We start from the raw sequence: 13,326 nt of genomic DNA, 5'->3' as shown, positions 1-13,326 counted from the left end.
GCACTTAAGGATCGATATGAAGTTTCTCTGCGCCTCCAGCGAACTCGCACCCAACGCCAGCCTCGGTTTCGATATCGACGGCCGCAAGCTGTTTGCCGTGCGCCGCGAAGGCATTGCCTACTTCTATATCAACCGCTGCCCACATCGCGGGGTGCCGCTTGAATGGCAGCCGCACCAGTTTCTCGACCCCAGCGCCAGCCTGATCCAGTGCGCCACCCATGGCGCGCTGTTCCTGATCGAAAGCGGTGAGTGCGTCGCCGGCCCTTGCGCCGGCCAGAGCCTGACAGCCCTGCCCGGCCGCGAGGACGAACAAGGCCTGTGGGTACAACTCTAGTCGCCGAGCAATACTTCCAGCCGGCGATCGACGCAGATTTCCTCTGACGTCACTCGCACGCCATAGGCCAGCACCTCGACGCCCGCCGCCTTGGCCTCACGCAACGCTGCCGCATAACCGGCATCAATTTCTTCGGCAGGACGCACCGCATCGATCCCCGAGAGGTTGACGCAGTACAACTGCACTGCCCGTACACCCTCACGCGCCAGATGCGCCAGCTCACGCAGATGCTTGGCACCGCGCTGGGTCACGGCATCGGGAAACGCCGCCGTCGAGGTCCCGTCAAACCCGAGGGTGACGCTTTTGACTTCGACATATGCCGCGCCCGCCGGGTAGTCCAGGCGGAAATCGATCCGGCTGTTTTCCTGGCCGTAGGCGACTTCGCGTTTCAAGGCAGTAAAGCCATTGAGCTCGGTGATAACCCCCGCGCGCAGCGCTTCTTCAACCAACTGATTGGCCCGCGCCGTGTTCACACACGCCAGGCGCCCTTGTGGGGTTTCGCTGATTTCCCAGGTGCCTGGCAGCTTGCGCTTGGGGTCATTGGAGCGGCTGAACCAGACCTGGCCACCTTCCACCATGCAGTTGAACATCGAGCCGGTGTTCGGGCAGTGAATGGTCAACAACTCGCCGGTAACGGTTTCGATATCGGCGAGAAAACGCTTGTAGCGGCGGATCAGCCGGCCTTCTTCAAGGGGAGGATTAAAGCGCATCAGCCTTGCCAACTCCGCAGGCCGCGGGCAATCCGTTCAACGGCTTGCTGTAGGCGATCAAGGTTTTGCGTGTAGGCAAAACGCACATGGTGACCGGCTTGATAACGGCCGAAATCCAGGCCCGGCGTGAACGCAACGTGCTCGGTTTCGAGGAAGTGCCGGCAGAACGCGAAGGCATCGCCGCCGAATGCGCTGATATCGGCATACAGGTAGAACGCGCCTTCCGGCTCCACGGCAATACCGAAACCCAACTCGCGCAACGCTGGCAGCAGGAAGTCGCGACGCCGGCCAAACTCGGCCCGGCGATCTTCAAGAATGTTCAATGTTTGCGGGGTGAAGCAGGCCAGGGCCGCATGCTGGGCCATGCTCGGCGCGCTGATGTAGAGATTCTGCGCCAGTTTCTCCAGCTCACCCACCGCAGCAGGCGGCGCCACCAGCCAGCCCAGGCGCCAGCCGGTCATTCCGAAATACTTCGAAAAACTATTTAGAACGAAGGCTTCATCGTCGACTTCCAGCACGCTGGCGGCATCGGTGCCATAGGTCAGGCCGTGGTAGATCTCATCCACCACCAAATGCCCATTGCGCGCCTTGATGGCGCTCGACAACCCCGCCAACTCGTCCCGCGTCAGGATGGTACCGGTAGGGTTGGCAGGCGACGCGACCAACGCGCCCACGCTGTCCTGATCCCAATGGCGCGCCACCAGGTCGGCGGTCAGTTGATAACGTACCTCGGGGCCCACCGGGACCAGTTGGGCCGCGCCCTCCACCAGCCGCAGGAAGTGGCGGTTGCAGGGGTAGCCTGGGTCTGCCAGCAGCCAGTGCTTGCCGGGATCCACCAGCAGGCTGCTCGCCAGCAACAAGGCTCCCGAGCCGCCGGGGGTAATCAGAATTCGCTCGGGATCGATGCTCAACCCGTAGCGCTGCTGGTAGAAACCGCTGATGGCTTGCCGCAGCTCCGGCAGCCCGCGGGCCGCGGTATAGCGGGTCTTGCCATTGGCCAGCGCCGCCTGCCCGGCCTTGATGATGGGCTCGGCGGTGGTGAAGTCCGGCTCGCCGATTTCCAGGTGAATCACGTCGTGACCGGCGGCCTGCAATTCATTGGCCCGCGCCAGCAACGCCATGACATGGAAAGGTTCGATAGCGCGGCTGCGCGCACTGTAGGGCTGAGCCATTAGCCTTCCTTAACTCTGAGGACAAACCCCGATTCTACCCAACCCGCCGCGCAAAACCTGCTCTATTGCCCCAAGACATGTAGCAAGCACGGCAAGCAACTACCTGCAAAACAGCTAAAATCAACATTCGAGACCGTACAAGCCCGCCCTGCTGGGGCCTGCGGCGGTTTGCAAGCCTCAGGAGACGGTGCCTCGACAACCGGGAGTGGCGCACCCCGAATCTATCTGGTAAGTTCGCCCGCTTGCAGCCGCAGGGCCGGCAGGTGTCGGTGATGTTGCAATCCTGCGCAATGGATTAGAAGAGTGAGAGGCGGTCCATTCATGCCCACCCAAGCAAAGCAACAGAGCATCAGCGGCTTCCAACCCTACGTCGAGGCGAAGGGTGAGGAATACATGGGCAAGCCCATGCGCGAACACTTCTCCAAGATCCTGAAGCAGTGGAAACAGGACTTGATGCAAGAGGTTGACCGTACCGTTGACCATATGAAGGACGAAGCGGCCAACTTCCCGGACCCGGCAGACCGTGCCAGCCAGGAAGAAGAGTTCGCCCTTGAACTGCGCGCCCGTGATCGCGAGCGCAAGCTGATCAAGAAGATCGACAAGACCCTGCAACTCATCGAAGACGAAGAGTATGGCTGGTGCGAGTCCTGCGGCGTCGAGATTGGTATTCGCCGCCTGGAAGCGCGTCCTACCGCCGACCTGTGCGTGGACTGCAAGACCTTGGCTGAAATCAAGGAAAAACAGGTCGGCAAGTAATCACTGCCGGGCTGGACAAATGGGGCGTGCGAACGCCCCATTTTTGTTTCTGGCGTTTGCTGGTTTTCCAGTAATATCCGGCCCATGACAGCCTCCTCCTATATCGGGCGTTTCGCCCCCACGCCCAGCGGACACCTGCACTTCGGTTCCCTGGTCGCCGCCCTCGCCTCCTACCTCGACGCCCGTGCCAACCAAGGCCGCTGGCTGATGCGCATGGAAGACCTCGACCCGCCACGGGAAGAGCCCGGCGCCCAGGCCGCCATCCTGAATGCCCTGGAACGCTATGGTTTTGAATGGGACGGGGAGTTGGTCCGACAAAGCGAGCGGCACGATGCCTACGCCGAAGTGCTCAACCGCCTGTTCAATCACGGCCTGGCCTACGCCTGCACCTGTTCGCGCAAACAACTGGAACCCTACAACGGGATTTATCCCGGCCTGTGCCGCAATGCCGGGCATGACCAGCAAGATGCTGCCATTCGTCTGCGGGTGCCGGAGTTGGAGTACCACTTTACCGACCGTGTACAAGGCGAATTCCGACAGCATCTGGGTCGCGACGTAGGCGACTTCATCATCCGCCGTCGCGACGGCCTGTATGCCTACCAACTGGCGGTAGTCCTCGATGATGCCTGGCAAGGTGTGACCGACATCGTGCGTGGTGCCGACCTGCTCGACTCCACGCCGCGCCAACTGTATCTGCAAGAATTGCTGGGCCTGCGCCAACCGCGTTACCTGCATGTGCCGCTGATCATCCAGCCGGACGGTAACAAGCTGGGCAAATCCTACCGCTCACCGCCCTTGACCACTGACCAGGCCACGCCTTTGCTGTTAAGAGCACTGCGCGCCCTGGGCCAGCCGGCGGGCGACGAAATGCACCACGCCAGCCCACGGGAACTGCTGGATTGGGGCATTCAACACTGGGATGCCACACAGATCCCGCGCACACTCACGCTGGCCGAAGCGCAATTGCGCTGAAGGCGCTTGCAGCTTGCGAGCCATCCGTTACCATCGCCGCAGTTTTTCAATCAGAGGCCAACATGTACATCTATCGATTGGTCCTGCTGCTGGTCGTCGGGATCTACCTGTTTTCTCCCGCCATCATGGATTGGTGGATCGACGCCACAGGCGCCTGGTACCGCCCCTATCTGCTTTGGCTGATTCTGATCGTCGTGACTTTCATCCTGCAGAGCCAAAAAGATGCCGATGAGCTTTAGCCTGACCGAGATGCTGCTGATCAGCGCCGCCTACCTGGCCGCGTTGTTCGGGGTAGCCTGGATCAGTGAACGCGGGATGATTCCGCGGGCGATCATTCGCCATCCGTTGACCTACACCTTGTCGTTGGGCGTGTACGCGAGTGCCTGGGCGTTTTATGGCACCGTGGGCCTGGCCTATCAGTATGGATACGGCTTTCTTTCGAGTTATCTCGGGGTGTCCGGCGCGTTTTTGCTGGCGCCGGTGCTGTTGTATCCGATCCTGAAAATCACCCGCACCTATCAGTTGTCGTCCCTGGCCGACCTGTTTGCGTTCCGTTTTCGCAGTACCTGGGCCGGTGCACTGACCACGATTTTCATGCTGATCGGCGTGCTGCCGTTGCTGGCATTGCAGATCCAGGCCGTGGCCGACTCCATCAGCATCCTCACCCGCGAACCGGTGCAGCACCGCGTGGCATTGAGCTTCTGCGCGCTGATCACTCTGTTCACGATTTTCTTCGGCTCACGGCATATCGCCACCCGTGAAAAACATGAAGGACTGGTGTTTGCGATCGCGTTTGAATCGGTGATCAAGCTGATCGCCATCGGCGGTGTCGGTCTGTACGCGTTGTATGGCGTATTCGACGGCCCACAACAGCTGGAACTGTGGCTGCTGCAAAACCAGACCGCCCTGGCCGCACTGCACACGCCGTTGCAGGAAGGCCCATGGCGCACGCTGCTATTGGTGTTCTTCGCCTCGGCGATTGTGATGCCGCACATGTACCACATGACCTTCACCGAAAACCTCAACCCGCGCTCGCTGGTCAGCGCCAGCTGGGGCTTGCCGCTGTTCCTGCTGTTGATGAGCCTGGCGGTGCCGCTGATCCTGTGGGCCGGCCTGAAACTTGGCGCCACCACCAATCCCGAATACTTCACGCTGGGCGTGGGTATTGCAGCCAACAGCAAATCCCTCGCATTGCTGGCCTATGTCGGCGGATTATCGGCCTCCAGCGGGCTGATCATCGTCAGTACCCTGGCGCTGTCGGGGATGGCGCTGAATCACCTGGTGCTGCCGCTCTACCAGCCGCCGGCCGAAGGCAATATCTACCGCTGGCTGAAATGGACCCGCCGGGCCCTGATCGTCGCGATCATCATGGCCGGCTATGGCTTCTACCTGTTGCTGGGTGCAGAACAGGACCTGGCCAACCTGGGCATCGTTGCCTTCGTTGCCACCTTGCAGTTCCTGCCGGGCGTGCTGTCGGTGCTGTACTGGCCGACCGCCAACCGCCGAGGCTTTATCGCCGGTTTGCTCGCCGGGATCCTGGTATGGACCGTGACCATGCTGCTGCCGCTGGTGGGCAACCTGCAGGGCTTCTACATCCCGCTGCTGAACATGATCTACGTGCTGGATGACACCAGTTGGCACATGGCGGCAATTGCCTCGCTGGCGGCCAACGTGCTGATGTTCACCCTGATCTCGCTGTTCACCAACGCCAGCCCCGAAGAAACCAGCGCCGCCGAAGCCTGCGCAGTGGACAACGTCCGTCGCCCGCAACGCCGCGAACTGCACGCCGCCTCACCCCAGGAATTCGCCACGCAACTGGCCAAGCCGCTGGGCGCCAAGGCCGCACAAAAGGAGGTCGAGCAGGCCCTGCGCGATCTCTACTTGCCGTTCGACGAGCGCCGGCCTTATGCCCTGCGCCGCCTGCGGGACCGTATCGAAGCCAACCTTTCCGGCCTGATGGGCCCGAGCGTGTCCCAGGACATGGTCGAGACCTTCCTGCCCTACAAGGCCGGCGGCGAAAACTACGTGACCGAAGACATCCACTTCATCGAGAGCCGGCTGGAGGATTACCACTCCCGCCTCACCGGCCTTGCCGCCGAACTCGATGCCCTGCGCCGCTATCACCGCCAGACGTTGCAGGAACTGCCGATGGGCGTCTGCTCCCTGGCCAAGGATCAAGAGATCCTGATGTGGAACAAGGCCATGGAAGAGCTCACCGGCATCGCCGCCCAACGTGTGGTGGGCTCGCGCCTGAACACCATTGGCGACCCGTGGAAAGAATTGCTCCAGGGCTTCATCAACCTGCCCGACGAACACTTGCACAAACAGCACCTGGCGCTGGATGGCCAGACCCGCTGGCTCAACCTGCACAAGGCCGCCATCGACGAGCCACTGGCGCCCGGCAACAGCGGCCTGGTGCTGCTGGTGGAAGACCTGACCGAAACCCAGATGCTCGAAGACAAGCTGGTGCACTCCGAGCGCCTGGCCAGCATCGGGCGCCTGGCCGCGGGTGTGGCCCATGAAATCGGCAATCCGATCACCGGTATCGCCTGCCTCGCGCAAAACCTGCGGGAAGAGCGCGAAGAAGACGGCGAAATCATCGAAATCAGCGGGCAGATTCTCGAGCAGACCAAGCGTGTTTCGCGCATCGTGCAGTCGCTGATGAGCTTTGCCCACGCGGGCGCCCATCAGAATCACGACGAAGCGGTGTGCCTGGCCGAAGTGGCCCAGGATGCCATTGGGCTGCTGGCCTTGAACCGGCGCAATTTCGAAGTACAGTTCTTCAACCTGTGCGACCCGGAACACTGGGTCGACGGTGATTCACAACGCCTGGCCCAAGTGCTGATCAACCTGCTGTCCAACGCCCGCGACGCATCGCCGGCCGGCAGCGCAGTACGGGTCAAGAGCGAGGCTTTCGAGCACACGGTCGATCTGATCGTCGAGGACGAAGGCAGCGGCATTCCACAGAACATCATGGATCGATTGTTCGAACCCTTCTTCACCACCAAGGATCCGGGTGAAGGTACCGGTCTGGGCCTTGCACTGGTCTATTCCATCGTTGAAGAGCATTATGGACAAATCACCATCGACAGCCCGGCTGACACCGAAAGCCAACGCGGCACCCGTATTCGGGTGACCTTGCCGCGTCATGTCGAAGCGACGTCCGCTGTGAACTGAGACCGTCGAGAGAGTTGAATCAATGCCGCACATTTTGATCGTCGAAGACGAAACCATTATCCGCTCTGCCTTGCGTCGCCTGCTTGAACGTAATCAGTACCAGGTCAGCGAAGCCGGCTCGGTGCAAGAAGCCCAAGAGCGTTTCAGCATTCCCACGTTCGACCTGATCGTCAGTGACCTGCGTTTGCCAGGCGCCCCCGGCACCGAGCTGATCAAGCTCGGCCAAGGCACTCCGGTGCTGATCATGACCAGCTACGCCAGCCTGCGCTCGGCCGTGGACTCCATGAAGATGGGCGCGGTGGACTACATCGCCAAGCCCTTCGACCACGACGAAATGCTCCAGGCCGTAGCGCGCATCCTGCGTGACCGTCAATCGGCCAGCAGCGCACCGGCTGAACGCCCGTCAGCGGGCAAGGCCGCCAATGGTTCTGAAAAACCCGGTATTGATAACAGTAACGGCGAAATCGGCATCATCGGCTCCTGCCCACCCATGCAGGACCTGTACAGCAAGATCCGCAAAGTGGCGCCAACCGACTCCAATGTACTGATCCAGGGCGAGTCCGGTACCGGTAAAGAACTGGTGGCCCGTGCCCTGCACAACCTGTCCAAGCGCGCCAAGGCACCGATGATCTCGGTGAACTGCGCGGCGATCCCCGAATCCCTGATCGAATCCGAATTGTTCGGCCATGAAAAAGGCGCCTTTACCGGCGCCAGTGCTGGCCGTGCGGGTTTGGTTGAAGCCGCCGACGGCGGCACGCTGTTCCTCGACGAGATTGGCGAGCTGCCGCTGGAAGCCCAGGCACGCTTGCTGCGGGTACTCCAGGAAGGCGAAATACGCCGCGTCGGTTCGGTACAGTCGCAAAAGGTCGACGTACGACTGATTGCGGCCACTCACCGTGACCTGAAGAGCCTGGCCAAGATTGGCCAGTTCCGTGAAGACCTTTATTACCGCCTGCACGTGATCGCTCTCAAACTGCCGGCCCTGCGTGAGCGCGGCGCCGACGTCAACGAAATCGCCACGGCCTTCCTGGCGCGCCAGAGTGCGCGCATCAACCGTACCGACCTGAAGTTTGCTGCCGATGCCGAGCAGGCGATTCGTCACTACTCCTGGCCGGGTAACGTGCGGGAGCTGGAAAACGCGGTAGAGCGTGCGGTGATTCTGTCGGAGAGCCCGGAAATTTCCGCCGAGCTGCTGGGGATCGATATCGAGCTCAGCGACCTGGATGATGATGACTTCATCGGTTTGCCACCGCAGCAAGGTGGCGGCAGTAACAACAGCCACGAGCCGACGGAAGATTTGTCACTGGAAGATTACTTCCAGCATTTCGTGCTGGAGCACCAGGACCACATGACCGAGACCGAACTGGCGCGCAAACTGGGCGTCAGCCGTAAATGCCTGTGGGAACGGCGCCAGCGCCTGGGTATCCCGCGGCGCAAGACCGGGGTTGCCAGCGAAAGCTGAGTGGGTCGCCCCCACAGGTAACACCCGCAGATGTGAAAAAACTGTTACCGCTGATTTTTCACGTAACAAAAGCCGGGGCTTACGGTAACGAAGCCCCGGCTTTTTTTCGCCTACAAAAAACCCGAAAACGCCCCAAACCCCTTATTTTGCTGGGCCTCGCAAAAGTTGGCACGCACCCTGCTATATGCTTAGTACAAAAACAATAACAAGCAAATGTACAAGACAATAAAAATAAGACGAATCGACTCACGCATAACAAAAACAACACGGCGGAGGCGCAGCTAACTGATTCTTTTGGAGAGGCGTTGCATTTGGGGCTTGCCCCGCAACCAGGCCGAGAACAACAAAAACTGCCCTAAGGCAGAGCCTGAACTGGTTGGATCTTAGATCAGCAACACAGCGACCAAAGCAATCCGTTTGCTCTTGGCTCCCGATTGGGAGTGTCATGAAGGTGAAGCTTCATGGCGAGGGCGATCAACAAAAACAAGAAGCCCGAAACCAATAATAAAAATAGAGCACGCAACTACTTCTGGGGGAGCTTCGGCTCCCCTTGTAGTTTCCGCGATTTGGCACCTGCCACCCTTCTTTTAAGCTTCTGGCTCAAGCCTTGCAGCTAGTTCCTACACCATCCCCTGACTAAATGCTAGAATCCCGGCCCATCATGCGGTCATTCTTCGTTATGGCCGAACATTCCTTCAAACAGTGCATCCCATGCTGAAGAAGTTGTTCCAGTCATTCCGTTCTCCCTTGCGTCGTACGCAACACAAACGCAGCACGCCTGAAGTGCTCAATAGCAGCCAGCATTCGCTGCAACGCGCCCAGTTCAGCCGTTATGCGGTGAACATCGTCGAACGTTTGCAGAACGCCGGCTACCAGGCCTACCTGGTTGGCGGTTGCGTGCGCGACATGTTGCTCAATATCACTCCCAAGGATTTCGACGTCGCCACCAGCGCCACGCCGGAACAAGTGCGTGCCGAATTCCGCAATGCGCGGATCATCGGCCGGCGCTTCAAGTTGGTGCACATCCACTTTGGTCGCGAGATCATCGAGGTCGCGACCTTCCGCGCCAACCATCCGCAAAACGATGAAGAAGAAGACACTAACCAGTCTTCCCGCAATGAAAGCGGGCGCATCCTGCGGGACAACGTCTATGGCACCCTGGAAGAAGACGCGCAACGCCGCGACTTCACCATCAACGCCTTGTATTACGACCCGGTCAGCGAGCGCATCCTCGATTACGCCAATGGCGTACACGACATCCGCAACAACTTGCTGCGCCTGATCGGCGACCCGACGCAACGCTACCAGGAAGACCCGGTGCGCATGCTGCGGGCCGTGCGTTTTGCCGCCAAGCTGAACTTCGGCATCGAGAAGCACACGGCCGCGCCGATTCGCGACCTGGCGCCGATGCTGCGGGAAATCCCCTCGGCACGCCTGTTCGAAGAGGTGCTCAAGCTGTTCCTCTCCGGCTATGCTGCCGACACCTTCGAAATGCTGGTTGACCTGCAGTTGTTCGACCCACTGTTCCCGGCCAGCGCCGAAGCACTGGAGTACAACCCGACCTACACCCACACGCTGATCAGCGAAGCCTTGATCAACACCGACCTGCGCATCAAGCAGAACAAACCGGTAACCCCGGCGTTCCTGTTTGCCGCCCTGTTGTGGCCAGCGCTTCCAAAACGCGTCATGCGCTTGCAAGACCGTGGCATGCCGGCAATTCCGGCCATGCAGGAAGCCGCTCACGAGCTGATCGCCGAGCAATGCCAGCGCATCGCTATCCCGAAACGCTTCACCATGCCGATCCGCGAGATCTGGGACATGCAGGAGCGCCTGCCACGCCGCAGCGGCAAACGCGCCGATCTACTGCTGGACAACCCGCGCTTCCGTGCCGGCTATGACTTCCTGCTGCTGCGCGAAAGCGCCGGCGAACAGACCGACGGCCTGGGCGAATGGTGGACCGACTACCAGGACGCCAACGACAGCCAGCGCCGCGAGATGATCAAAGAGCTCAGCAGCAAAGGCGAAGCCACCGGCGATGGCCCGAAAAAACGTCGCCGCAGCAGTGGCAGCAAGCGCAAACGCAGCGCTGGCGATTCATCGAGCGCGTCGGGCGAGTAAGCACGTGGAACGTATCTACGTCGGCATGGGCAGCAACCTGGCTGCCCCTGAACAACAATTGCGCGACGCCATCGAGGCCCTCGCGCAATTGCCGGACACCACGCTGGCGGGCGTCTCCGCCTTCTATCAAAGTGATTCCCTGCTCCCGGGCCAGCCGCGCTATACCAATGCGGTCGCGGCCCTGGACAGCGCGCTTGCACCACTGGAACTGCTCGATGCGCTGCAAGCCATCGAGAATGACCAGGGCCGCGAGCGTCTTGAGCGTTGGGGCCCGCGCACCCTGGACCTGGATATCCTGGTGTTTGGCGACCGGCTGATCGACGAGCCACGCCTGAAGGTGCCGCACTATCAAATGCACCTGCGGGCGTTCGTGCTTTACCCGCTGGCAGAACTGGCCCCGGCCAGCCTGCAACTGGCCGATGGCCGCCTGCTCGGCGACCTGCTGGATGCCTGCCCGTTTGTCGGCCTGGAACGCCTGCCTTCAAACCTGTAGGAGCGAGCTTGCTCGCGAAAAACCTGAGAACACCGCTGGGCGCCAGGCTTCCCGCGTCATCATTGACGACCTTCGCGAGCAAGCTCGCTCCTGCATTTACTACGCATCATTTACTGCTGAATCGCATCAGTAACAGCGGTAACACCACCGCCGTAACAATGCGGTAACACATCCAATTGACTTCCAGAGTCCTCCTCACGACTATAGGCGTCCCGCTGCCGCCTACCCGGCGCTAAAGGGCGCAATCCAGGCCTTATAAGCACTGATCCTTAAGAAAGTGCGCCTGTATAAACGAAGACTCACGCGCGTTACTCGCTGTTTCCAAGCGCCTGAATGAGGACCCTTTTCATGCCAAACGTTACCCTGAGCACCTTGCAGAGCCTCAAGCTCAAAGGTGAAAAGATCACCATGCTGACCTGCTACGACGCCACTTTTGCCCAGGCCAGCAGCCAGGCAGGAGTTGAAGTGTTGCTGGTGGGGGACTCCCTGGGCATGGTTCTACAAGGGAATGACAGCACCCTGCCCGTCACCAATGATGAAATCGCTTACCACACGGCCTGCGTCAAGCGCGGCAACGAAGGCGCCTTCATCATTGCCGACCTGCCCTTCATGGCCGATGCCACCATCGAACAGACCCTGACCAACAGTGCTCAACTGATGCGTGCCGGTGCACACATGATCAAGGTTGAAGGTGCCGCCTGGCTCGCCGAGTCGATTCGTTTGCTGGCTGAACGCGGCGTACCGGTTTGCGCGCACATGGGCCTGACGCCACAGTCGGTGAATATCCTCGGCGGCTACAAGGTACAAGGCCGCGGCGAAGCCCAGGCGCGCCAGATGCGGGCCGATGCCATCGCCCTTGAACAGGCCGGTGCGTGCATGATTCTGCTCGAATGCGTGCCAAGCGAGCTGGCAGCGGAAATCACCCAGGCCGTTAAAGTACCGGTGATCGGTATCGGCGCCGGTTCTGCCACAGACGGCCAGGTATTGGTACTGCATGACATGCTGGGCCTGTCCCTTACCGGCCGCGTACCCAAGTTCGTGAAGAACTTCATGGCGGGCCAGGACAGCATCCAATCAGCCCTCGCCGCCTACGTCAGCGAAGTCAAAGCCGTCACCTTCCCGGGCGCCGAACACGGATTCTCCGCATGAACACCGTCAAGACCGTGCGCGAACTGCGCGCCGCCGTCACCCATGCCCGCAGCGCGGGCAAACGCATCGGCTTCGTGCCCACCATGGGCAACCTGCACAGCGGCCATGCCACGCTGGTCACCAAGGCTGCGCAACAAGCCGACTTCGTGGTGGCGAGCATTTTCGTCAACCCGCTGCAATTTGGCGCCGGCGAAGACCTGGACAAGTACCCGCGCACCCTGGCGGCCGACCAGGAGAAGCTCTTGCAAGCCGGTTGCAACCTGCTGTTCGCCCCGACCGTCGACGAAATGTACCCCGACGGCATGGCCGGCCAGACTCGCGTCAGCGTGCCGCAACTGTCCGAAGGCCTGTGCGGCGCCAGCCGGCCCGGGCATTTTGAAGGCGTGGCCACGGTGGTCAGCAAGCTGTTCAACATGGTCCAGCCGGACCTGGCGATCTTTGGCCAGAAGGACTACCAGCAACTGGCGGTGATTCGCGCCATGGTCCATGACCTGAACATGCCGATCCAGATTATCGGCGAGCCGACCGTGCGCGCCGACGACGGCCTCGCGCTGTCGTCGCGCAATGGTTACCTCACCGACGAGCAGCGCGCGATCGCACCGGTGCTGTACCGCAGCCTCAGCCAGATCGCCGCCGCCATTGAAGCGGGCGACCGCGACTTCGCCAAACTGCGCGCCGCACAGGTCCAGCAGATCGAAGCGGCAGGTTTTCGCATGGACTACTTGGAGGTTCGCCAGGGCCTGCACCTGCGTCCGGCCACCGCCGAAGACAAGGACCTGGTGATCCTGGTCGCCGCCTACCTGGGCGCCACCCGGCTGATCGACAACCTGCATCTGCACCTGAACTGACCCCGCCGCACACCCCGCCTGTTGCACTGCCTGATCGGCCGGTATAAAAAAGTACCGGCCACAGCGCAGACAAAGCCAAGACAGATCGACACGCTAGGTTTAATGTATTCGCCCTACGCTCTTCGTTGGCGTTGA

12 protein-coding genes are annotated in these 13,326 nt (G+C 60.8%); 10 read left to right on the top strand and 2 right to left on the bottom strand.

Features of this window, described 5'->3' with window-relative positions; all coding sequences use genetic code 11:
- Window positions 1–16: 16 nt before the first annotated feature.
- Window positions 17–334 (top strand): Rieske (2Fe-2S) protein, encoded by a 318-nt coding sequence (locus tag A462_RS10600; protein WP_003212149.1) that lies wholly within the window; start codon window positions 17–19, stop codon window positions 332–334.
- On the opposite strand, the gene sfsA is transcribed toward A462_RS10600, so the two are convergent.
- Together sfsA and A462_RS10610 are read right to left on the bottom strand one after the other, a co-directional pair.
- Window positions 331–1,044, bottom strand: coding sequence for a DNA/RNA nuclease SfsA (gene sfsA / locus A462_RS10605; RefSeq protein ID WP_003212151.1), 714 nt, complete (start codon window positions 1,042–1,044; stop codon window positions 331–333). The genes A462_RS10600 and sfsA overlap by 4 nt on opposite strands.
- Window positions 1,044–2,216: a pyridoxal phosphate-dependent aminotransferase gene (locus A462_RS10610; protein ID WP_008436881.1), complete on the bottom strand. Its 1,173-nt coding sequence runs from the start codon at window positions 2,214–2,216 to the stop codon at window positions 1,044–1,046. Before A462_RS10610 ends, sfsA begins: the two co-directional genes overlap by 1 nt.
- Window positions 2,217–2,537: 321 nt before the next feature.
- Between A462_RS10610 and dksA the strand changes: the two genes are divergently transcribed.
- The 9 genes from dksA (at window position 2,538) to panC (ending at window position 13,191) form a co-directional block, all read left to right on the top strand.
- Window positions 2,538–2,972: an RNA polymerase-binding protein DksA gene (dksA, locus tag A462_RS10615; protein WP_003212154.1), complete on the top strand. Its 435-nt coding sequence runs from the start codon at window positions 2,538–2,540 to the stop codon at window positions 2,970–2,972.
- Between the two features lie 84 nt (window positions 2,973–3,056).
- Window positions 3,057–3,944: a tRNA glutamyl-Q(34) synthetase GluQRS gene (gene gluQRS, locus A462_RS10620; RefSeq protein ID WP_008436880.1), complete on the top strand. Its 888-nt coding sequence runs from the start codon at window positions 3,057–3,059 to the stop codon at window positions 3,942–3,944.
- 62 nt (window positions 3,945–4,006) lie between these two features.
- Entirely contained in the window at window positions 4,007–4,183 is a 177-nt protein-coding gene (locus A462_RS34095) for a hypothetical protein (protein ID WP_003176118.1), read from the top strand.
- Window positions 4,167–7,121 carry a sensor histidine kinase gene (locus tag A462_RS10630; protein ID WP_023659379.1) on the top strand — a complete coding sequence of 985 codons (2,955 nt, stop codon included), beginning with the start codon at window positions 4,167–4,169 and terminating at the stop codon, window positions 7,119–7,121. The genes A462_RS34095 and A462_RS10630 overlap by 17 nt, the downstream gene beginning before the upstream one ends.
- A 22-nt stretch (window positions 7,122–7,143) precedes the next feature.
- Entirely contained in the window at window positions 7,144–8,583 is a 1,440-nt protein-coding gene (locus A462_RS10635; RefSeq protein ID WP_008436877.1) for a sigma-54-dependent transcriptional regulator, read from the top strand.
- 711 nt (window positions 8,584–9,294) lie between these two features.
- Window positions 9,295–10,701 carry a polynucleotide adenylyltransferase PcnB gene (locus A462_RS10640; RefSeq protein ID WP_003212161.1) on the top strand — a complete coding sequence of 469 codons (1,407 nt, stop codon included), beginning with the start codon at window positions 9,295–9,297 and terminating at the stop codon, window positions 10,699–10,701.
- A gap of 4 nt (window positions 10,702–10,705) precedes the next feature.
- Window positions 10,706–11,194, top strand: coding sequence for a 2-amino-4-hydroxy-6-hydroxymethyldihydropteridine diphosphokinase (gene folK, locus A462_RS10645; RefSeq protein ID WP_003212163.1), 489 nt, complete (start codon window positions 10,706–10,708; stop codon window positions 11,192–11,194).
- Window positions 11,195–11,542: 348 nt separating this feature from the next.
- Complete coding sequence (panB, locus tag A462_RS10650; protein WP_008436874.1) at window positions 11,543–12,343, top strand: 3-methyl-2-oxobutanoate hydroxymethyltransferase; 801 nt, start codon at window positions 11,543–11,545, stop codon at window positions 12,341–12,343.
- Complete coding sequence (gene panC / locus A462_RS10655) at window positions 12,340–13,191, top strand: pantoate--beta-alanine ligase (RefSeq protein ID WP_008436871.1); 852 nt, start codon at window positions 12,340–12,342, stop codon at window positions 13,189–13,191. Before panB ends, panC begins: the two co-directional genes overlap by 4 nt.
- The last annotated feature ends 135 nt before the right edge of the window (window positions 13,192–13,326 follow it).

Origin of the sequence: Pseudomonas sp. Ag1, from assembly GCF_000278565.1 — a bacterium.
Taxonomy (GTDB): Bacteria; Pseudomonadota; Gammaproteobacteria; order Pseudomonadales; family Pseudomonadaceae; genus Aquipseudomonas.
The sequence above is the reverse complement of the archived record's forward strand: the minus strand, read 5'-3'. Positions and strand labels throughout refer to the sequence as shown.